This window comes from Actinoplanes sp. 13, from assembly GCF_056134165.1.
On record NZ_JBVYOQ010000003.1, the window covers coordinates 485846 to 505995 of the forward strand.

General features: G+C 72.9%; 17 protein-coding genes. 9 read left to right on the top strand and 8 right to left on the bottom strand.

What is annotated here, in order from left to right; translation table 11 throughout:
- Positions 1-5 precede the first annotated feature (5 nt).
- The gene (locus AC0NH5_RS09980; RefSeq protein WP_474402236.1) at positions 6-1004 is read right to left on the bottom strand and encodes an RNA polymerase subunit sigma-70; all 999 of its coding nucleotides are present in this window, start codon (positions 1002-1004) and stop codon (positions 6-8) included.
- Positions 1005-1068: 64 nt separating this feature from the next.
- Positions 1069-1500 (bottom strand): MmcQ/YjbR family DNA-binding protein, encoded by a 432-nt coding sequence (locus AC0NH5_RS09985; RefSeq protein WP_474402237.1) that lies wholly within the window; start codon positions 1498-1500, stop codon positions 1069-1071.
- A gap of 132 nt (positions 1501-1632) precedes the next feature.
- On the opposite strand from AC0NH5_RS09985, the gene AC0NH5_RS09990 reads away from it, so the two are divergent.
- Positions 1633-2787 (top strand): endo-1,4-beta-xylanase, encoded by a 1155-nt coding sequence (locus AC0NH5_RS09990; RefSeq protein ID WP_474402238.1) that lies wholly within the window; start codon positions 1633-1635, stop codon positions 2785-2787.
- Here AC0NH5_RS09990 and AC0NH5_RS09995 read toward each other — a convergent pair.
- A complete protein-coding gene (locus AC0NH5_RS09995) occupies positions 2784-3254 on the bottom strand; it encodes a MarR family winged helix-turn-helix transcriptional regulator (RefSeq protein WP_474402240.1) in 471 nt (156 codons plus the stop codon). The two genes, AC0NH5_RS09990 and AC0NH5_RS09995, sit on opposite strands and share 4 nt — an antisense overlap.
- Before the next feature lie 73 nt (positions 3255-3327).
- On the opposite strand from AC0NH5_RS09995, the gene AC0NH5_RS10000 reads away from it, so the two are divergent.
- Both AC0NH5_RS10000 and AC0NH5_RS10005 read left to right on the top strand, forming a co-directional pair.
- Positions 3328-5067, top strand: coding sequence for an FAD-binding oxidoreductase (locus AC0NH5_RS10000; RefSeq protein WP_474402242.1), 1740 nt, complete (start codon positions 3328-3330; stop codon positions 5065-5067).
- The gene (locus AC0NH5_RS10005; RefSeq protein ID WP_474402244.1) at positions 5064-5978 is read left to right on the top strand and encodes an LLM class flavin-dependent oxidoreductase; all 915 of its coding nucleotides are present in this window, start codon (positions 5064-5066) and stop codon (positions 5976-5978) included. Before AC0NH5_RS10000 ends, AC0NH5_RS10005 begins: the two co-directional genes overlap by 4 nt.
- A 78-nt stretch (positions 5979-6056) precedes the next feature.
- Here AC0NH5_RS10005 and AC0NH5_RS10010 read toward each other — a convergent pair whose 3' ends face one another.
- Positions 6057-7298 (bottom strand): NAD(P)-binding domain-containing protein, encoded by a 1242-nt coding sequence (locus AC0NH5_RS10010; protein WP_474402387.1) that lies wholly within the window; start codon positions 7296-7298, stop codon positions 6057-6059.
- Between the two features lie 13 nt (positions 7299-7311).
- Complete coding sequence (locus AC0NH5_RS10015; protein WP_474402246.1) at positions 7312-7860, bottom strand: OsmC family protein; 549 nt, start codon at positions 7858-7860, stop codon at positions 7312-7314.
- 88 nt (positions 7861-7948) lie between these two features.
- Between AC0NH5_RS10015 and metX the strand changes: the two genes are divergently transcribed.
- The 4 genes from metX (at position 7949) to AC0NH5_RS10035 (ending at position 14584) form a co-directional block, all read left to right on the top strand.
- A complete protein-coding gene (gene metX, locus AC0NH5_RS10020; RefSeq protein WP_474402248.1) occupies positions 7949-9133 on the top strand; it encodes a homoserine O-acetyltransferase MetX in 1185 nt (394 codons plus the stop codon).
- Between the two features lie 2 nt (positions 9134-9135).
- A complete protein-coding gene (locus AC0NH5_RS10025; RefSeq protein ID WP_474402250.1) occupies positions 9136-10440 on the top strand; it encodes an O-acetylhomoserine aminocarboxypropyltransferase/cysteine synthase family protein in 1305 nt (434 codons plus the stop codon).
- Positions 10437-10916, top strand: a complete 480-nt coding sequence (locus tag AC0NH5_RS10030; protein ID WP_474402252.1) for a CoA-binding protein — start codon at positions 10437-10439, stop codon at positions 10914-10916. Before AC0NH5_RS10025 ends, AC0NH5_RS10030 begins: the two co-directional genes overlap by 4 nt.
- Positions 10917-11071: 155 nt before the next feature.
- Positions 11072-14584: a hypothetical protein gene (locus AC0NH5_RS10035; RefSeq protein WP_474402254.1), complete on the top strand. Its 3513-nt coding sequence runs from the start codon at positions 11072-11074 to the stop codon at positions 14582-14584.
- Between the two features lie 10 nt (positions 14585-14594).
- Here the strand turns inward: AC0NH5_RS10035 and AC0NH5_RS10040 are convergent, their stop codons facing one another.
- Together AC0NH5_RS10040 and AC0NH5_RS10045 are read right to left on the bottom strand one after the other, a co-directional pair.
- Positions 14595-14918: a hypothetical protein gene (locus tag AC0NH5_RS10040; RefSeq protein ID WP_474402256.1), complete on the bottom strand. Its 324-nt coding sequence runs from the start codon at positions 14916-14918 to the stop codon at positions 14595-14597.
- Positions 14915-16201, bottom strand: coding sequence for a S8 family peptidase (locus tag AC0NH5_RS10045; protein ID WP_474402258.1), 1287 nt, complete (start codon positions 16199-16201; stop codon positions 14915-14917). Before AC0NH5_RS10045 ends, AC0NH5_RS10040 begins: the two co-directional genes overlap by 4 nt.
- Before the next feature lie 170 nt (positions 16202-16371).
- Between AC0NH5_RS10045 and AC0NH5_RS10050 the strand changes: the two genes are divergently transcribed.
- Both AC0NH5_RS10050 and AC0NH5_RS10055 read left to right on the top strand, forming a co-directional pair.
- On the top strand, positions 16372-16668 hold the full coding sequence (locus AC0NH5_RS10050) for a hypothetical protein (protein WP_474402260.1): 297 nt from the start codon (positions 16372-16374) through the stop codon (positions 16666-16668).
- Positions 16669-16700: 32 nt separating this feature from the next.
- Positions 16701-18581, top strand: a complete 1881-nt coding sequence (locus tag AC0NH5_RS10055; protein WP_474402262.1) for a RiPP maturation radical SAM C-methyltransferase — start codon at positions 16701-16703, stop codon at positions 18579-18581.
- Here the strand turns inward: AC0NH5_RS10055 and AC0NH5_RS10060 are convergent.
- Positions 18532-20145, bottom strand: a complete 1614-nt coding sequence (locus AC0NH5_RS10060; RefSeq protein ID WP_474402264.1) for a S41 family peptidase — start codon at positions 20143-20145, stop codon at positions 18532-18534. The two genes, AC0NH5_RS10055 and AC0NH5_RS10060, sit on opposite strands and share 50 nt — an antisense overlap.
- Between the last annotated feature and the right edge of the window lie 5 nt (positions 20146-20150).

Below are 20150 nucleotides of genomic sequence, written 5' to 3' on the forward strand. Positions count from 1 at the left end.
CGGGGCTACTCCGTGCCGTCCGCCGGCAGGCGGTCCGGCAGCCCGAGGCCCGCGAACCGGTCGCTGTGGAACGTGGTGATCTCGGTGATCGCCCCACCGGTGACGCGCAGGACGTCGAGCGTCAGCGGCAGATAGGCGCCTTCCGGCTCCCGCCGGTGATAGAAGGCGACGGCGGGCTGCCGGTTCACCGAGGTGGGGATCGCGCGCAGGTGCTGCATGCCCGCGAAACCGCTCTCGATCCAGTAGTTCACCACCGTGTCGCGGCCGGCGTACATCCCCGGCGTGGGCGGCATCGAGGTGCGGACGTCGTCACGCACCATCGCCGCCAGCCGGTCGATGTCCGTGACCACGCTGGCGTCGGCGTACCGGCGCACCAGCTCACGCGTCGCGGTGTCCCCCGCTCCGCCGGTCCAGTCCTGCCGCTCGGCGGGCAGATGCTCCCGCATGCCGGCGCGGGCCCGTTGCAGCGCGCTGTTCACCGAGTTGACGGAGTCCCCGAGCAGCTCCGCGACCTCCTTCGCCGGCCAGCCGAGCACGTCGCGCAGGATCAGCACGGCCCGTGGGCGCGGCGCGAGGTGCTGGACCGCGACCAGGTATGCCAGCTCGATCGTCTCCCGCGCCACGGCGACCGTCTCCGGCTCGTCCGCGCCGCCCGCGGGCAGCTCGTCCAGCAGCCGGTCCGGGTACGGCTGCAACCACAGCACCTCGCCGCCGGTGGCCGGCTCCGGGCGGCACTTGGCCAGCAGGTCCAGGCAGGCATTGGTGGCGATCCGGTACAGCCAGGCCCGGAACGTCGACCGCCCCGCGAAGGTGTCCCGCCGCCGCCACGCCCGCAGGAACGTCTCCTGCACGGTGTCCTCGGCGTCCTCGAACGACCCGAGCATCCGGTAGCAGTGCACGTGCAGCTCCCGCCGGTGCCGCTCGGCCAGCCCGGAGAACGCCGACTCGTCGACCTCACCCAGCCCGCCGGCGCCGGGCTCCTCCAGCCGCGTGTCCGCCCTCATCCCGTCATCCTTCCGCGTCGTCGTGTCCCGTCACAGGTATGACTGGCCCGGACGCGGAAACTCATCACCGGTCCTTTCGACTGTGCGGAGGGGCGGACACGACTCGGGCGACGAGGAACTTGGGGGCCGTCTCGCAATAGCTGTCGGTGACCAACTCGGCGATCTCGTTCCAGTCGGTGCGATCACCGAGGACGACACCGACGACGTTACGACCCCACTCGGCACGGAAGAACGGAAGCCCGCCGGCGGTCAGCCCGAGCAGGTCGTCGGGCGGCGCCCGGAACGTCAGCACGGTCTGCGGCTCGCCGGAGGCCAGGTGCCGGGCGTAGACCCGATGACGTCGCGGGTCCGGCGTGTAGAGATGGGCGAACGTCCGCGTGCGGATGCGCCAGCGAAGACCGATCCAGGCCGGTTCCTCGTACGCCTCGGGCAGCCCGCGGCAGACCGGCCGCAGCCGGTCCAGAATCTCCGGCGGCACGTCTCCCGGGCTGGACACACGCTGACAGTAACCGAATCCGTGGTGATGCCTGATAGGTGGCTGACAGCGCTCCTGCGCGCAGTCGCCTACCGTGTCGTCGTGGCCGCATCATCGCGCCGCCACCCGGCACCGTCCTCGTCAGGAGGCGACATGGGCCACTCCCTCACACCTCGCCGTTCGCTGCTTCTCGGCGCGGCCGGCGCCGCGGGCCTCGTCGCCGCCGGCGTGCCGCCGGGCCCGGCAGCGGCTCGCGGCACGGCCTCACTCGGGGAGGTGGCCCGCGGCCGGGGCATCGCCTTCGGCTCGTCGATCGCCACCTGGCAGTTCGATGCCGACTATCCCGCGTTGTACGCGCGTGAGGCCAAGCTGCTGTTCACCGAGGACGACCTGCTCTGGTACCGCCTGAAGCCCGCACCGGACGCCCCGCTCGACTTCTCGTACGCCGATCGCGTCATCGGTTTCGCCGAAGCCAACCGCATGCGGGTCTTCGGCGCCCACCTGGTCTGGGATCAGGGCTTCGGCGATGGTTGGCCGGACGACCGCCTCTGGTCCCTCGACCCGGCGCAGGCGCGCGACCTGCTGTTCGGCACCCTGACAGCGACCGTCCGCCGTTACCACGGCCGGGTCGACGCGTGGAGCGTCGCGAACGAGGTGACCGGTCCCGACGGCGTGCGTGGTTTCCGCACCGACGTGCCCTGGTGGGCGACGATCGGGCCGTCCTACGTGGCCGAGGCTTTCCATCTGGCGCATGCGGCCGATCCGAGGGCGCTGCTGGTCCTCAACGAGTTCGGCTTCGAGACGGTCAACGAGTGGGGCGACGAGCCGGAACCGCGACGGCGGGCCACCTTGCAGGTCCTCGACCGGCTGCTCCGGGACGGCGTCCCGGTCCATGCCCTGGGCGTACAGGCCCATCTGCTCGCCGACCGGTTCGCCGAACGGTTCGACGCGCGGTCCTACCTGCGCTGGCTCGATCGGGTGGCCGACCGCGGACTCGACATCCTGATCACCGAGCTGGACGTGCTCGACGACGGGCTGCCGGCTGATGTGGGTGCTCGCGACAGCGGCGTCGCCGACGTCTACCGGCGGTACCTCGATGTCGCGCTCTCGCATCGGGCGGTCAAGGCGGTGGTGAGTTTCGGCCTCACCGACCGTTACACCTGGCTCCAGGAGGATCTGCCGCGCGAGGACGGTGCCGCCCGCCGGCCGCTGCCGTTCGACGACGAACTCCGGCCCAAGCCGGCGTACCGTGCGGTTGCCCGGTCATTGGCGCAAGCGCCGCGCCGCGCGCCCCGCTGGAAGTCCTAGCCCTTCAAGGCCCCTTCGACGACCGCGCAGGCTTCGGCGGTGTGCATGGCCCGGCTTCCGGCCGCCTTGCTGAGCAGCCCTCGGAACACCGCCCGTTCCTCCTCGTCGAGCGCGCCCAGCGCCGCCTCCTCCGCCGCGACGACCTGCCGGCAGCGGGCCGCCAGGGCGTCCCGGCCGCGGTCGGTGGCGACGATCCGCCGCTGCCGCCGGTCGTGCGGGTTGAGTTGCCGTTCCACCAGGCCGGCGGACACCAGGTCGTCGATCAGGTAGGTCATCATCGTGCGGTCGATGCCGAGCCGGCCGGCCAGCGCCGCCTGGCTCGGCTGGTCGCCGCGCACCACCTCGCACATCGTCTGATATCCGCGGGCGCCGTGCGGGAAGCCGTCCAGTGTCGGCGTCACGGCGTCCGCGTACGACCTCAGCAGGATGCCCAGCGCGGCCCCGAAGTCAGATGTCGCTTCACTCACGCCGCCATACTATCTCTTGGCAATACCGTCTTCTAGACATACTGTCTTCTCAGAAGACGATATGGAGGAGCAAGTGACCGAGGACCATGGGATCGCGCTGACCCTGTCCCAGCAGGACGACGAGGGCGGGGCGCATCTCGAGACGCTGGCCCGGCGGGCCGAGTCCGCCGGTCTCGACCTGGTCGCGCTGACCGGCGACGGCCTGGACCCGTGGACCACGGCTGTCTGGCTGGCGGGCCGCACCGACCACATCCCGATCGCGGTGACCGGCGCACCCACCGGACTGACGCCGGCGATGGCCGACAAGGCTCACGACACCCTGACGCTGCTGGCCGGGGCCCGCGTGATGACGTCGAAGCTGGACGACGCCACGGTCGTCACGCCCGCCGCCACCACCGCGGACGTCGACCGGGCCGCCGCCGGGCGGACCCCGGCCGACCGGCCCCGGCGCACCGCTGCCGCCCGGGCGCTGCGCCGCGACGGCATCGACTACGACGGCGTCCCGGACACCCTGGCCGCCGTGGCTGTCGAGCCCGGCGACCCCGGCTACCCGGCCCGCCGCTCCACCTATATGCGCGGCGGCTCGCCCGGGCTGGTCCTGCGCCCGCGCACCCCGGCCGAGGTCGCCGACGCGCTCGCGTTCGCGCGCCGGCACCGGCACCTCCCGCTCGGCCTGCGCAGCGGCGGGCACGGCGTCAGCGGCCGCTCCACCAACGACGGCGGCCTGGTCGTCGACGTCGGCGCGATGAACGCCATCGAGGTGCTCGACGAGCGGCAGCGCCTGGTCCGGATCGGTCCCGGCGCGACGTGGAAGCAGGTGGCCGCGGTTCTGGACCGGCACGGCTGGGCGCTCGGCTCCGGCGACTACGGCGGCGTCGGCGTGGGTGGCCTGGCCACCGCGGGCGGGATCGGCCTGCTGGGCCGCCGGCACGGCCTGACCATCGACCACCTCCGCGCGGTCGAGCTGGTCCTGGCCGACGGCACCGGAGTCCGGGCGACCGCCGAGGAGAACCCCGACCTGTTCTGGGCGGTCCGCGGCGCCGGCGCCAACTTCGGGGTCGCCACGGCGTTCGAGTTCCAGGTCGACGAGGTGGGTGAGGTCGGCTGGGCGCAGCTGACGCTGGTCACCACGGACCTGGAGCAGACGCTGCGGCAGTTCGGCGAGGCGGCCCGCACGGCACCTCGCGACACCACGGTCTTCCTGGTCGCCGGTCCGCCACGGCAGGGCCAGTCGGTCGTCCAGCTCTACGGCCTGGTCGACGACCCGGATCCGGACGTGGTGATCGAGCGGCTCACCCCGTTCGCGTCGATCGGGCTGCTCGCCCAGCAGCGGGTGGTGCTCACGTCGTACGCCGGGGTGATGGCGGAGGCAGCGGACGTGGGCCCGAACGGTCACCACGGCGCCGGTGAGCCGATCGCCCGCTCCGCGTTCCTGCCGCGGCTGACCGACGACTTCGCCCAGGATGCCGTCCGGCTGCTCCGTTCCGGCCGGGTGTTCTTCTTCCAGCTGCGGCACATGGGCGGGGCGATCGCCGACACGCCCGCCGACGCCACCGCGTTCTCGCACCGCACGCCGGAGTTCCAGGTCACCGCGCTGGGCGGCGACCGGGAGAGACTGAACGCGGTGTGGGATCCGCTGGCCCGCCACTTCGACGGGCTCTACCTCAGCTTCGACACCGACACCCGTCCCGAGCGGCTGCACGACGCTTTCCCGCCCGAGGTCCTGACCCGGCTTCGAAAGATCAAGAAGCGGTACGACCCGGACGGCCTCTTCCGCGACAACTTCGCCATCACGCCGGAGACCACACCATGACCGATTACGGACACGACCTGCTGTTCGGCACCTTCGTCACCCCCAGCGCGCGGGACGCCCGCGAGGCCGTCGGCCTGGCGGTGACCGCCGACCGGGCGGGGCTGGACCTGGTCACCTACCAGGACCACCCGTACCAGCCGAACTTCCTGGACACCTGGACGCTGCTGGCCTATGCCGCCGCGCGCACCGAACGGGTGCGGCTCAGCGGCAACGTGCTCAACCTGCCGCTGCGCCCGCCCGCCGTGCTGGCCCGGGCGGCCGCGTCGCTCGACATCCTCAGCGGCGGCCGGATCGAGCTCGGTCTGGGCGCGGGCGCCTTCCCGGACGGCGTCGCCGCGATGGGCGGCCCGCGCCTGTCCCCCGCCGAGGGCGTCGACGCGCTCGCCGAGGGCATCGCGATCATCCGCGACCTCTGGGACACCGGCACCCGCGAGCGGGTCCACCACGACGGCCGGTTCCACCAGGTCAGCGGCGCGAAGCGGGGACCACGCCCGGCGCACGACATCGGCATCTGGGTCGGCGCGTACAAGCCGCGGATGCTGGCGCTGACCGGCGCGCTCGGCGACGGCTGGCTACCCACCATGGAATACCTGCCGGACGGCCCCGGGTCGCTGCCGGCGGCCAACGCCCGGATCGACGAGGCCGCCGCCGGGGCCGGCCGCAAGCCCTCCGACGTGCGCCGGCTGATGAATTTCATGCGGGTGGACTTCGCCGGCTCCGGCCGCGGCCTGCTGGACGGCCCGCCCGCGCAGTGGGTGGACCAGCTGGCCGATCTCACGCTGACCCATGGCATCACCGCCTTCCTCATCGGCGGCGACGACCACACGGTGGCCGAGCGGTTCGCCGCCGAGGTCGCCCCGGCGGTCCGCGATCTGGTGGCCCGGGAGCGCGGCGGCCGGGACGCCGGCTGACCGGACGGCAGCCTCCGCGCAGCGCGGCGCGGGGGCTGCGTCTTTCCTGGTGGTACGACCGAAGCGCGCCCGTGGCGCTCAGCGGCGGACGGCGGTCAGCTCGCTGGCCAGATGCGAGATCACGAAGCGGGCGTCGTCCTCGATGCCGTGCAGGAACGTCGAACGGCGCCGGCGCAGCACCGGCAGGCCCAGCGCGTACAGCCCGGGGCTCTCGGTGACGACCCCGCCGTCGTGGCGCAGCCGGCCCTTCTCGTCGACGACCGGCACGTCCAGCCAGCTGTAGTCGGGCCGGAACCCGGTCGCCCAGACGATCGTGGTGATCTCCCCGCCGGTCAGGTCGAGCCGCAGCCGGGTGGTGGCGGGCACCCGGGTCGGCGCGAGTTCCTCGGGCGGGCCCACGTCGGCGTCGCGCCCGGTGGCTGCCGCCCACTCGTCGAAGCCGGCCAGCAGGCGCCGCATCTTGAGGTCCGCCAGCGAGCACACGTTGCGCAGGCCCCCGGAGAAGAGCGCGTGCCCGTCGCGCACCGCGGCGAAGCGCCCGGCCAGCTCGACGCCGGCGCCGGTGAGCGCGTTGAGGTCGAGGGTGCGGCCGGGGTCACCGACCAGTTGCGGCGACGGCAGCCGGCGGGCCCGGGTCAGGTCGTCGACCTCGTCGTAGCGCTGGGCCCAGATCCCGGCCGCGTCCATCCACCACAGCACGTCGCGGCCGCGGTGGAGGCGGGGCAGCCGGACGTGCTCGCCGACCGAGAGGATCACCGGCCGGCCGGTGCGCCGGATCTCCGCGGCGATCTGCACGCCGGTCGCCGAGGCGCCGACGACCAGGACGCCACCGTCGGCGAGCCGGCCGGGGTTGCGGTAGTCGAACGGCGTGAGCTGCTGGACGCCCGCCGGCACCGCGGCGCTGACCGCGGGGACGACCGGCACGTTGCAGGCGCCGCCGGCCAGCACCACCGCCCGGGCGCGCAGATCGCCCCGGGTGGTCGCGACGTGATAGCCGTCACCGTCGCGGCGCACCGAGGTGACGGTGGTGCCGGTGCGGACCGGGGCCCCGGTGACGCCGGCGAAGCGCTCGAGGAACCCGATCACCTCGGGCATCGTCATGTACCCGTCCGGGTCCGGCCCGGTGTAGGGCTGGCCGGGCAGCCGGTTCAGCCAGTTGGGGGTGAGCAGCCGCAGCGAGTCCCAGCGCTCGTGCCGCCACGAGTTGGCGACCTCGCCGCGCTCCAGCACCACGTGGTCGACGGCGTGTTCGCGGAGGAAGTGACTGGCGGCCAGCCCGGCGTGCCCGGCGCCGACGACGGCGGTGGTGACGTGTTCGATGGCTCGGCCCGCCTCAGGCGACCTCGACCGTGACGTCGGTCGGGTTGGTGAGCGCGTCGAAGACCGCCGAGCGCTTCTGCGACTGGGCCACCAGGGCCTCGATCTCCTCCTTCGACGCGTCGGCGTCGATGGAGAAGGTCACCTTGATGTCGTTGAAGCCGTTGCGGACGTCACTGTCGGCGCCGAGGATGCCGCGGATGTCGTGGTTGCCCTCGACGGTCGAGGTGACCGAGCGCAGCTGGATGCCGCGGTTCTGGGCGACCGAGGCGACCCCGGCGGTCAGGCAGCCGGCGAGGCCGACCAGCAGGTACTCGATCGGGGTGATGCCGTTGTCCTCGGCGGCGAAGACCTCCGGGTGGTCGGCCGAGAACACCGTCTCGTTCTTGTGCGCCTGCTCCTGGCCGAGGCCGAAGAAGTTCTGGATCGTGGTGGTGCTGTGCACGCCCTTCTCCCATCGGGAGGTGGCCCGCCAGGTGAACTGCGCCGCTTCCGGGGCGCCCTTCAAAACCTCGCGTGCGTCGAGCAGTGCCTGTACGTTGACTCCGTTATCCGTGGTGGTCATGCCTGGATCCTTCCTGTGCGTGGCCGCCTCTACAACACCCATCGGGATGCTAGACAATGATCAACAGCTCGCATAGCGTTGTCCCACTATGAAGAGCGTCGGTGTGGTGGAAACCCGGTTCCTCGACCTGCCCGGGCCTCTCCCGCTCGACTGCGGGCGCGAGCTGTACGGGGTCCGGGTGGCCTACGAGACGTACGGCACTCTCGCCCCCGGGCGCGACAACGTGATCCTGGTCTGTCACGCGCTCAGCGGCGACGCCCACGCGGCCGGCATCGCGGCGACCCCGCCCGAGGAGAGCACCCGCGACGGGTTCGGCGCCGGCAGCGGCGTCAAGGGCCTCGGCTGGTGGGACGGCATGATCGGGCCCGGCAAGGCGTTCGACACCGACCACTACTTCGTGGTCTCGACCAACCTGCTCGGCGGCTGCCGCGGCACCACCGGACCCTCCTCGATCGACCCGGGCACCGGCGAGCCGTACGGCGCCGATTTCCCGGTCGTCACGGTCGCCGACATGGTCCGCTGCGAGCGGGCCTTCCTGGACGAGCTGGGCATCGACCGGCTCGCCGCGGTGGCCGGCGGCTCGCTCGGCGGGATGCAGGCCCTCCAGTGGGCCGTGCAGTACCCGGACCAGGTCGACGCGATCGTGGTGATCGCCTCGACGCACGCGCTGCAGCCGCAGGGCGTGGCCTGGAACGCGATCGCCCGCGAGGCGATCCTGCGGGACCCGGACTGGCAGGGCGGACGCTATTACGGCACCGGCCGGGCGCCGGCCGCCGGGATGGGCGTGGCCCGGATGGTCGGGCACATCACCTATCTCTCCGCGCCGGGCCTTGCGGGCAAGTTCGGTCGCCGGTTCCAGAACGCCGACGACGTGCGATACACGATCACCGAGCCCGAGTTCGAGGTGGAGAGCTACCTTCGTCATCAGGCGGCCTCGTTCGTGCGGCGCTTCGATGCCAACACCTACCTCTACACCTCCCGCGCGCTGACCTACTTCGACCTGGCCCGGTCGCACGGCGGCGGCTCGCTGACCAAGGCCCTGGCGGGCGTCACCGCGCGGACGCTGCTGATCTCGTTCAGCTCGGACTGGCTCTACCCGCCGGCCGCCTCCCTGGAGATCGAGGCGGCGCTGCGCGAGCTGGACCGGCCCGTCGAGTGCCACGTGATCGACGCTCCGTACGGTCACGACTGCTTCCTCCTGGAGGAGGCCCGGCAGATCCCCCTGGTCCGGCGCTTCCTAGGCTTGACCGTGACCGGCGACCACGAAAGTTGATCATGCCAAGAAGAGAAGAACAGCCGCACGACTTCGGCTTCGAGACCCGGCAGCTGCACGCCGGGCAGCGGCCGGACCCGAACACCGGCGCCCGCGCGGTGCCGATCTTCCAGACCACCAGCTACGTCTTCGAGGACCCGGAGTCCGCCGCGGCGTACTTCAACCTCCAGGAGTACGGCAACACGTACTCCCGGATCATGAACCCGACCGTGGCGGTGTTCGAGGAGCGGGTGGCCAACCTCGAGGGCGGCAGCGGCGCCGTGGCGTTCTCCAGCGGCATCGCCGCCCAGGCCGCCGCGCTGTTCACGCTGCTCGAGCCGGGCGACCACGTGGTCGCCTCGTCGGCGCTCTACGGCGGCACGGTCAACCAGCTCAAGCACCTGCTGCGCAAGATGACCGTGGAGCTGACCTGGGTCGACCCGGACGACCCGGAGGCCTGGCGCAAGGCGGTCAAACCGAACACCAAGGCGTTCTTCGGCGAGACGATCGGCAACCCGGGCGGCAACGTCCTGGACATCGAGACGGTCGCGGGCATCGCGCACGAGCACCAGCTGCCGCTGATCGTGGACAACACGTTCGCCACGCCCTATCTGTGCCGGCCGATCGAGTGGGGCGCCGACATCGTGGTGCACTCGGCGACCAAGTTCATCGGAGGGCACGGCACCAGCATCGGCGGCGTGGTCGTCGAGTCCGGCGCCTTCGACTGGTCCAACGGCCGGTTCCCGGTGATCGCCGACCCCTCCCCGGCGTACCACGGCCTGAAGTTCCACGAGACCTTCGGCGTGTACGGCTACCTGATGAAGCTGCGCGCCGAGTCGCTGCGTGACCTCGGTGGCGCGCTGTCGCCGTTCAACGCGTTCCTGTTCCTGCAGGGCCTGGAGACGCTGTCGCTGCGGATGGACCGTCACGTGGCCAACGCCCGCCGGATCGCGGAGTTCCTCGACGGGCACCCGCTGGCCTCCAACGTCACCTACGCCGGCCTGCCGGACAGCCGGTACCGAACACTGGTCGAGAAATATCTGCCGCTCGGCCCCGGCGCGGTGTTCTCCTTCGACGTCGAGGGCGGCCGCGAGGCCGGCCAGGACCTGATCCGGGGCGTGTCGCTCTGGTCGCACCTGGCCAACGTCGGAGACGCGAAAAGCCTGATCATCCACCCGGCCAGCACCACGCACCGCCAGCTCAGCGACGACGAGCTGCGGGCGGCCGGCGTCGGGCCGGGCACCGTGCGCCTGTCGGTCGGCACCGAGTCGGTGGACGACCTGATCTGGGACCTGGAGCAGGGATTCACGAAGGTGGCGCAGCGATGAGCCTCGCGAAGTACCAGGATCCGCTGACCATCCAGCGGGTGCTCAACTCGGTGAAGACGATCGCCGTGGTCGGGCTCTCCGGCAACGAGCTGCGCGCCAGTTACTTCGTCGGTTACTACCTCAAGCGCCACGGTTACCGGGTCGTCCCGGTCAACCCGCGGGAGTCGGAGATTCTCGGCGAGACGTCCTACCCCAGTCTGGCCGACGTGCCGGTCCCGATCGACCTGGTCAACGTCTTCCGGGCGCCGAGCGCACTGCCGCAGATCGCCACCGAGGCGGTCGCGGCCGGCGCCGGGGCGCTGTGGACCCAGTTCGGCGTGATCAACGCCGAGGGCGCCGACATCGCCGAGGCCGGCGGCCTCACCGTGGTCATGGACAGGTGCCTGAAGGTCGAGCACGCGCGGTACATCGGCCGGATGAACTGGCTCGGCTTCAACACCCAGCGGATCACCTCGGTCCGCACCGGCCTCCAGTAATCCTCAGCCTGGTGATTCGAGGCGCGCTACCCGCCTCGAATCACCACGCCAGGCACTCCCCGGGGTGACGCCGGTGTCCGGTCCCGGACTGACCGGCGGCCGGCCGGCGGCCCGCGGGAAGACTGGGTTGGCCGAACCACCCGTCGGGAGGGGTGATGAGCCGACCGCGTCCCCGGACGACCGATGTGATCGACGCCGTCGGGCAGGTGCTGCAACTCGCCCTGACCACGCTGATCGCGCCGTTGCTGAGCATCGGGCCGTGGCTGGGCCGCCATCCGCGGCACTGGCTGAGCCGGCCCGCCCGGGCCCCGGGTCCCCAGCCGCCCACCGCCGGGCCCCAGCCGCCCACCGCCGGGCCCCAGCCGTCCGCCACCGGGTCCCCGCTACCCGCCGCCGGGGCCCTGCCGGAGCCGCTTGTCGCGCTGCTGGCCGCGGGCCGGCGCGAGGCTGACCACTTCGCGCCCCGCGACTGGCGCCTGGTGCTCGCCGGCGCCGCGCTCTACCTGCTCGCTGTGGTGGCCGCGGCGGTCCGGGCGATCCTCGGCCGGGTCGACTCGGCGTTGCAGCAGATGGCCGTCGGCGACACCCGGCCCGGCGGCGGGCTGGGCTTCCCGGTGCCGCTGAGCAACGTGGGTGAGGCGCTCACCCGGTCGGCCCAGCCGTCCGTCGACGCCACCCGTGCGGCCTGGCAGGGGTACGAGACCGACGTCGCGGCCAGCACCCTGCTGCACAGCCCGTTCACCGTCGCCCGGCAGCTGGTCCTGCTGGACCTCTGCTTCATCGTCGTCTACACGCTGCTGCTGACCGGCCTCGTGCTGATCCTGCGCCGGGTCAACGCGAGGAGCACCGACACCGAGCGCGACCGGCGGGACCGGATGCTGCGCGGCGCGCTCGGCGTGCTGCCGCTGCTGGTCGTGGTCGATCTGGTCGAGGACTGGCAGCTCTACCGGTCCCTGGTGTACGGCGCGGACCTGGCCCGGCTGCCGTTCGACATCGCGGCCGGGCCGTTGATGTCGCTGGTCAAATGGCCGCTGACCGCCGCGGTCCTGGTTCCAGTGATCTTCGTGACGGTCGTCCTCGTCGCCCGTCGCAGGGCGCTGCTGACGGCCCTGACGTCGATGCGCGGCGTGCTCTACGCCGTGGGCGCGCTGCTGCTGCTGTTCTCGGTGGGGATCGGCGCCGCGCAGGTCGACGACGTGATCCGGGCCTGGGACGGCTGGCGTGCGGCGGCGGCCGTCCTCACCGGGGCGGCGGTGTGCCTCACCGTCGCCGGCGTGGCCCGGCATCTCAGCGGGCCGGCCATGGAGCGGGTGGCCCCGGACACCGGCCGCAGCGCCCAGGGCCTCCTGCTCGGCGCCGCGGCGCTGCTCGTCGTCCTCGGGCAGGTGCTGCGGATCGCCGGCTGGGGTTGGGGGCTGACCGCCGCGGGCGCCGTCCTGGCGCTGCTCTGGCTGATCGGCAGCCTCCTCGACCGGCCACCGATATGGCCGCCCGGACCGGACGGCGCCGGGCCGGGCCGGCGGAAGCCGGCCGCCGCGGCGGCCGGCCTGATCGCCGGTGTGGCCGGCACGGTCCTGCTGGGCGGCAACATCGTCATGGGCGCGGTCGTCGGCGCGTTCTCCGGCCTCACCGTGCTGGCCGCCTGGTGGACGTGGCGTGCGCCGAGGCCGCCGAGACCGGCCGCCGCCGGGCGTACGACGGACGGCGTGATCGCGGCCTGGGGTGACCGGGCCGGCCGGTTCGCCGGTGGTGTGGTGGCGGCCGTGGTGGTGGCCACCATCGCCCGTGCCACGGCCCTCGACGCCTATGTGCGGGAGGACCCGGGCCAGGTCGTCCGGTGGCCGGTGCTGGCGGCCGTGGCGACCGCCCTCGTCGGGGTGGTGGTCTTCTCCTACCGCGTCCGGCGCCCCCGGCCGCTCGTGCGGTCGCTCTGGTTCCTGGTGACCCTGGTCCTGCTGGCCGGCGGGCTGCTGCTGGTGCCCGACAGCAGCGCCGTGCGCTGGCCGCAGCGGATCGGGACGGTGGCCGTCTTCCTGGCCGGATTCGCGCTGGGTGTGGGCCTGCTCGCCGTCCTCGCCACGGCCGTGCGCCAAGGACCGGTGTCCGAGTACAGGCTGATCCCGGCGCTGCGGGCGTTGCGGTTCAAACGGTTCCCGGTGGTGCTGTTCCTGCTGCTCTGGACGCTCGTGGTCTCGCTCGCCGACGCCGGCGGATACCACGACGTGCGCCGGACCACGACGGGGCCGGCGGTGGCGCCGACGCTGGGCGAGGCGTGGCAGGCTTATCTCTCCCCGGCGGCCGGTTCGTCCCGGGCGCCCCGGCCGGTGGTGCTCGTCGCGGCGCAGGGTGGCGGCCTGCGGGCGGCGGTCTGGACCGCACTGGTGATGGAGTGCCTGTTCGGGCCCGGGCCGGTGCGTACCGACGCCGCCTGCGCGCGCGGTTCCGGGGAGCCACACCGGCCGGACCTCGCCGTCGAGGCCGGGAAGCCGACCCCGGTCTTCCTGGCGAGCGGCACCTCCGGCGGCAGTGTCGGGCTCGCCGCCTGGACCGCGCGCCGCGCCGACCTCCTTCAGGACGGTGCCGGCAGCACGACCCCGCTGATGGTGGAGGACGCGCTCCAGCACGACTTCGTCGCCGCCGACGTCGCCCGGCTGTTCCTCGGCGACGTGCCGCACGCGTTCCTGGCCTGGGACCGCGACGACCGGGCCGCCATGCTGGAACGCGCGTGGGAGGAGCCGTGGCCGGCGGGCCGGGGACTGTCCCGCGGCCTGCGCGAGACGTGGGCGCTGACCCACGCCGGTGGCTGGCACGCCCCGGTGCTGGCGTTCAACGGGGTGAGCGTCGAGGACAACTGCCGCCTGGTCACCAGCGCCGTCGACTTCACGCTGCCGCGGACGGCGGGGACGGCCGTCAGCTCCCGCGACGACCGCCCCAACGACGCGGCGTGCCGTGGTGTCGGGACCGCCGGGGGCCGGGCCGCGGACATCCTGCCGACCACCAACGAGGTGATCGACTATCTCTGCCCGGGCGAGGACATCCCGATGTCCACCGCGGCGCACCTGTCCGCCCGGTTCCCGTACGTGTCGCCGACCGGCCGCCTCGAACGCCGGGAGTGCGCGGACGGCGCCGGCCTGGTGCCCGGGCCCGCACTGTCGTACGACGCCGACGGCGGGCTGTTCGACAACTCCGGCGCCGGCACCGCCGCCGATACCTGGCGGGCGCTGGCGCCGCTGGCCGCCCGGCACGAGCGCGACACCCGTGGCTGCCTGGTGCCGTTCTTCCTCCAGATCGACAGCTCACCGCCGTCCGCCGCGGTCAGCTCGGTGGCCGACGCCCGGCCGCACGAGATGTTCGCGCCGCTCACCGCGACCCTGAACCAGATCTCCAGCCGGGACCGGTACGCGAAGGCGGGCGCCGCCGCCATGTTCCAGCGCGCGGCCTCCGCGGGCGGGCGTGCCGTCACGGTCGCCGGCGCGCCGGGGCGGCCCGCCTGGTTCCACATCGCCCTGTACGGCCAGCCGGGACCGGAGCCGCCGCTCGGCTGGACCCTGTCCCGGCAGACGGTCGACGACATGCGGTCCCAGCTGAACGCGACGCCGAACGCCGAGCAGATGCGGGCCCTGAGCGACGCCCTGCGCCCCGGCAGCCTCGCCTGCGCCGCGTCCTGACACCAGGACGTCAGGTGGTGACCCGGTGCGGCTCGTCCAGACGGATCCGCAGCACGTCGTCGCGCCGCGCGACCGCGGCGATCTGATCGCGGGTCAGCGCGGCGAGCACCGCGTTGGCCAGGGTGAGGCCGCGCGCCCCGGTCACGCCGAGGCTGCCGAGGTGATCGAGCAGTCCGGCCTGGAGCCGGCCCGTCCGCGCGACCAGGCCGGTCAGGCCGGACTCCCCCGCCTCGGCCGGCGCCACGAGCTCCACGACGACCGGCGCCCGCGCGCCCTCCGCGAGCCGGTCCAGCTCGCGGAGGACGCCGGGATCCACCTTGTCGTCAGGTGTCACGAGGCCTTGGCCTGGCCCGGCAGCATCGCCGCCATCGCGTTTACCAGGCCGTACCCCGCCTGGTTCGGACCGAGCGTGAGTCGTTCGGCGGTCTCCTCGAGCAGCTTCTTGACCCGCGCCGGGCGCATGCCCGGATTCTGCTCGATGATCAGGGCGGCCACCGCGGCGACGTGCGGCGTCGCCATCGACGTGCCGCTGAGTGCCGCGAACCCGCCGCCGAGGACCGACGACATGATGTCGACGCCGGGGCCGGCCAGGTCCGGCTTGGTCAGCCGGATCGGTGACGCCGGGCTGACCCGCCCGCTGCCCGGGCCGAGGCTGGAGAACGGCGCGAGTTCCTTGGCCTTGTCCACCGCGCCGACCGTGACGACCCGGCGGGCCGCACCCGGGTGACGGATGTTGGACTGGCCGGCCTGCGCCCGGCCGCCCTCGTTGCCGGCCGCGACCACGACCGTCACCCCGAGGCGGGAGGCGTTGTCGGCGGCCTGGCAGAGGATGCAGTCCGCGTCGTTGCACACCCAGCCGTGGAAGATCTCGCTCCAGCCCAGGCTCAGGCTGGCGACCTGGGCGTTGCGGCGCACGGCCTGCTCCAGGCCGTCCACCACGAAGGCGGGCGAGCCGAACCCGGCCGCGGTCAGCACCTTGATGTTGATCAGGTCGGCCTCGTACGCGACGCCCCGGAACACGGCGTCGTTGCTGGCGATCGTGCCGGCGCAGTGCGTCCCGTGGTCACCGGGCACCGTGGTCGGCTCGCCGGCGGTGCTGAACTCGTCGACCACCTTGCCGAGCAGCGCGGGGTGCGTGGCGTCGATGCCGCTGTCCAGGACGGCGACCCGGACACCGCGGCCCGCGGCCCGGAACTCCTCCCAGGCGTCCCGCGCCTCGATCACCGTGGTGCTCTCGTTCATCGCGGTGACCTTGTCGAGCTGTTCCAGCCGGACCAGCTTCACCTCGTCGAGTTCGGCGACCCGCTCGATCTGGGCCGGCGTCAGGGTGGCGGTGACCGCGTTGGTCAGCGCGTGTTGCTGGACCCGCGCCCCGGGCAGCGCCTCGCTGATCCGCCGGACGATCGGCTGCTGGCTCTGCTCGGCCCGCTCGCGCAGTTCGTCCAGGCCGGTCAGGCCCCTGCCCTCCGGCGCGACCAGCGACTCCTCGTGCGAGATGGTGACCTGGAACGTCTCGTTCTCGTTGACCTCCGCCGCGGTCACGCCGCGCCGGTCCGCGCGGATCTCCTCGTCGCCGATCGCCTGCACGAGGCGTGGTTCGAACTTGTTTCTGGACATGCCGTTTCCCTCCGGTGCGCCGGCCGGCCGGAATTCCGGCCGGACACCGGCTCTGAGGCCCGGACCGGGGCGGCAGATACACCGGGGGGCCGGTCAGTCGCCTGAGTGACACACCCGCGGTCACCATCCGATTACGATCGGCCTCGCACACCCGCTCAGGGGAGGTCCGGATGGGCACGACATACACCAATCAGGACGTCCGCCAGATGTGGGACGACCTCAACCTGCTCACGCCGAAGAACCAGCGGCTGGCCCGTGCTCTGATCCTGCTCGGCCTCTATTCCGCCGAGCCCGGCGACGAGGACATCCAGGTGGATCTGGACGGGCCGGGTCACTCCGGCGGGCTCGATCTGACCCCGCTGTTCGAGAACGCCTTCGCTCCCGGCACCCTGCCGCAGGGGCAGCGGCCGCACGCGATGAAGGTCGGCAACATCATGCGGGTGGAACTGCCCGGGCCCGATCAGTGACACCCGGGCCCGGCAGCCGGGCCGCTCTACCGGTGGCGCTCGTCGCGATGCCTTTCGCCGACCTGTTCCGCCCGTCGATCCAGCTCGGGCTGCTGACGGCGATCGTGGAACGGCACGGTTTCCCGGTCCGGGCGCTGCACGCCAACCTGGAGTTCGGCGCCCGCATCGGCGCCGGGCTCTATCAGTCACTGGCGCTGCACCGGGGCCGGATGACCGGCGACTGGCTCTTCTCCGCCGCGGCGTTCGGCGCCGCCGCGCCCGACCCGGACGGGCGGTTCCTGACCGACTTCGCCGGCGAGTTGCCCGCCTCACCGGAAGTCCTGCGCGAGCTGCGAGCGGTCGCCGTGCCGGCGTTCCTGGACCACCTGCTCGACCTGATCGACTGGCAGTCCGTCCGGGTCGCCGGGTTCACCTCCACCTTCCAGCAGAACGCGGCGTCGTTCGCCCTGGCGCGCCGGCTCAAGGAGCGGAACCCGGCGATCGTCACCGTGTTCGGGGGCGCCAACTTCGACGGCACGATGGGTGCCGAATATCTGCGCCGCGTCGACTGGGTGGACGTGGTGGTGGCCGGTGAGGGCGATGCCGTGCTCCCCCGGCTGCTGGACGCCCTGGCCGCCGGTGACGACCCCGGCTCGCTGCCCGGCGTGGCGCACCGGCTCGGCGCGGGCCTGACCGGCACGCCGCCGGCCGCGCCGGCCGACCGCCTCGACGACCTGCCGTTCCCTGACTACACCGAGTATTTCGACCGGGCCGAACGGCTGGGCCTGCTCACCGCCGCCGCGCGACGGGACGTGGAGATCCCGTTCGAGTCGGCCCGCGGCTGCTGGTGGGGCCAGAAGCACCACTGCGTGTTCTGCGGACTGAACGGCGACACGATGCGGTTCCGGGCGAAGTCGCCGGACCGGGTGCTGGCCGAGCTGTCGCACCAGGCACGGAAATACCGTGGGTTCCGTTTCGAGGCGGTGGACAACATCCTCGACGCCGGTTACCTCACCACGCTGCTGCCCCGGCTGGCCGCGGAGACCACCGGCTTGGAGCTCTTCTACGAGGTCAAGGCGAACCTCACCCGCGACCAGGTGCGGGTGCTCGCCGACGCGGGGGTGCGGGCGGTGCAGCCCGGCATCGAGTCGCTCAGCTCGCACGTGCTGCGCCTGATGCGCAAGGGTGTGGGCGCCGCGCAGAACGTCAACCTGCTGCGCTGGGCCCGCCACTACGGCGTCGACGTGGCGTGGAACATCCTCTGGGGCTTCCCCGGCGAGCGCGACGAGGACTACGCCGGGCAGGCGGCCGCGGTGCCGCACCTGGTCCACCTGCAGCCGCCGGACAGCGCCGGGCGGATCTGGATGGAGCGGTTCAGCCCTCTCTTCACCGACCGGGCCGCCTTCGGCGTACACCGGCAGGAACCCGAGAGCAGCTACCGGTACGTGTACCCGGCCTCGATCGACCTGGCCGAGGTGGCCTACTTCTTCGAGTACGACCTGAGCGGCGCCCTGCCCGACGAGTCGTACGCGGAGCTGGGCCGGGCAGTAGCGCAGTGGCGCGCGGCGTGGACGGCGGACCAGCCGCCGGTGCTGCGGTACTGGTCGGCGCCGGGGTTCGTGCAGATCTACGACGGGCGCCGGGCGGGACACGAGGGCACATACACCTTCGAAGGGATCCTGGCCGACATCTACCGGGCGGTGAGCGACCGCCCGGGCACGGTGGCCGGGATCGAGCGCCGCCTCGGCCGCCGGACGCGCCACGAACTGATCGGCGAGGCGGTCGCGGAGTTCGGCCGGCGCGGGCTGATGTTCGTCGACGACGGCACGGCAGTAGCGCTGGCCCTGCCCGCCACTGCACTCCCCCGAGCGATGACCGATCCGCTCAGCTGCGATCCGCCTGCTCCTGCAGGATCCGGGTGCCGAACGCGATGAGATCGACGTTGCGTTCCAGCAGGTCCCGCCTGGTCATCCGGTACCGGACGTCCGGCTTCACCCCGAAGTCCTCCACCAGCCGCCCGTGCTGCACCCCGATCCGCAGCGACCGGCGCACCGCCACGCTCAGCCGGGCGTCGCGGGGCAACTGCCGGAACGGGCCACCTGGCCAGGTCTGACGCAGCAGGCCGTGGCTCCAGACGTCGGCGCCGCCGGCGCCGGTGGTCGCGTCCACCCCCAGCACCGTTCCCAGGCCGTTGTCCTGGAAGCCCGCGGCCAGCATGTCGGTCGCGCTGTAGCTCAGCGCGTCGGTCACCAGCACCACCGGACCGGGGTACGGCCGTCGCGCCGGACTCAGCCGGGAGAGCGGGAACGCGGCGCTGAACTGGGCCCCGGTCTCGCCCGACTCGGCGATAGACGGCCGCCACGGCAGCAGATCCCGGGACCGGCCGCACAGCTCGTACGTGGCCGGCGAGTTGATGAACTGGGCCGGCTCCGGGGTGACCGGGCGCTCGCTCAGCAGCTGCAACAGGCCCTCGGCGACCTCGATGTAGCCGCCGCCGTTCCCGCGCACGTCCAGGATCAGCCCGTCCGGGGGCAGGTCGCCGAGCAGCCGGGCGATCTCGGCGAGGAACTCCGGCACGCCGGCCCGTTCGGTGTGGAACGTGGTGATCCGCAGATGGCCGACGCGGGAGCCGTCGGGGTTCTTGACGATCCGCGCCCTGATCTCGCGATCGAGGAACGTGTCCAGGACGGCGGCCGGGTCCGCCGAGGTGTCCCGCAGCATCTCGGTGCGCAGCTGACGGGCCAGTTCGGTACGCAGGCTGAGACCCCGCGCCCGGGTGGGCGCGCTGCCGTCACCGGCGTCCGGCGGCAGGGCCGGCGCCGACTCCACCCACCAGTGGGCCCGGCAACTGCCGGCCGAACCGGTGGCCGGGTCCTGGTATTCCACGTGCACCCAGTCCTCGGCCGGCAGCGGCGACAGGGCCACGTTGCGGGCGGTGAGGCTCTCCAGACCGCGGGCGAAGCGGGCGGCCGGGTTGCCGCCCGCCTCGGCCTCGGCGTTCTGCCGCACCGCCGCGTCGATCGGCATGCCGTTCCAGTGGGTGATCTCGGCCCCGAACGGGATCGTCCGGCCGTACCCGCCGGGTCCGGACTTCGACACGATGAAGTGCGGCCGCCGCTCGGGGCCGGTGTCGAAGTAACGCTCCAGAGAGAACCCGAGCAGTACCCGTCCGCGGTGCGGCTCCGGCGGGATGTACGTGGTGTGCATGTCGCGCAGCCCGTCGAAGACACGCTGCAGGTCGCTGTGGAACGCCGCCTCGGTGAGGCCGGGCTCCCGGCGTTCCATCAACCGCAGCTGCTGGCTCGCGTCGATGCCGTACATGGCCCGTTTCTGCGGCAGGTGGGCATAGACGTCGTCGACCAGGACACGGGCCTGCCCGATGATCAGCCGCCGTTCGGCGGGCGTCAGCGGCTGCTTGTCGACCAGCTCGCGGAACTCGGCGAGCGGCATCCGGTGCACCGGGCCGCGGGACGGGTCCAAGGTCGATGTGGTTGACATGACGG

Excerpts from the sequence above, each read along its gene's own strand:
- AC0NH5_RS10030 (WP_474402252.1), top strand. The coding sequence starts at position 10,437 with ATGAGCCTCGCGAAGTACCAGGATCCGCTGACCATCCAGCGGGTGCTC.
- AC0NH5_RS10060 (WP_474402264.1), bottom strand. The coding sequence starts at position 20,145 with ATGTCAACCACATCGACCTTGGACCCGTCCCGCGGCCCGGTGCACCGG.
- AC0NH5_RS10015 (WP_474402246.1), bottom strand. The coding sequence starts at position 7,860 with ATGACCACCACGGATAACGGAGTCAACGTACAGGCACTGCTCGACGCA.
- AC0NH5_RS09980 (WP_474402236.1), bottom strand. The coding sequence starts at position 1,004 with ATGAGGGCGGACACGCGGCTGGAGGAGCCCGGCGCCGGCGGGCTGGGT.
- AC0NH5_RS10035 (WP_474402254.1), top strand. The coding sequence starts at position 11,072 with ATGAGCCGACCGCGTCCCCGGACGACCGATGTGATCGACGCCGTCGGG.
- AC0NH5_RS09990 (WP_474402238.1), top strand. The coding sequence starts at position 1,633 with ATGGGCCACTCCCTCACACCTCGCCGTTCGCTGCTTCTCGGCGCGGCC.
- AC0NH5_RS10005 (WP_474402244.1), top strand. The coding sequence starts at position 5,064 with ATGACCGATTACGGACACGACCTGCTGTTCGGCACCTTCGTCACCCCC.
- metX (WP_474402248.1), top strand. The coding sequence starts at position 7,949 with ATGAAGAGCGTCGGTGTGGTGGAAACCCGGTTCCTCGACCTGCCCGGG.
- AC0NH5_RS10025 (WP_474402250.1), top strand. The coding sequence starts at position 9,136 with ATGCCAAGAAGAGAAGAACAGCCGCACGACTTCGGCTTCGAGACCCGG.
- AC0NH5_RS10050 (WP_474402260.1), top strand. The coding sequence starts at position 16,372 with ATGGGCACGACATACACCAATCAGGACGTCCGCCAGATGTGGGACGAC.
- AC0NH5_RS10045 (WP_474402258.1), bottom strand. The coding sequence starts at position 16,201 with ATGTCCAGAAACAAGTTCGAACCACGCCTCGTGCAGGCGATCGGCGAC.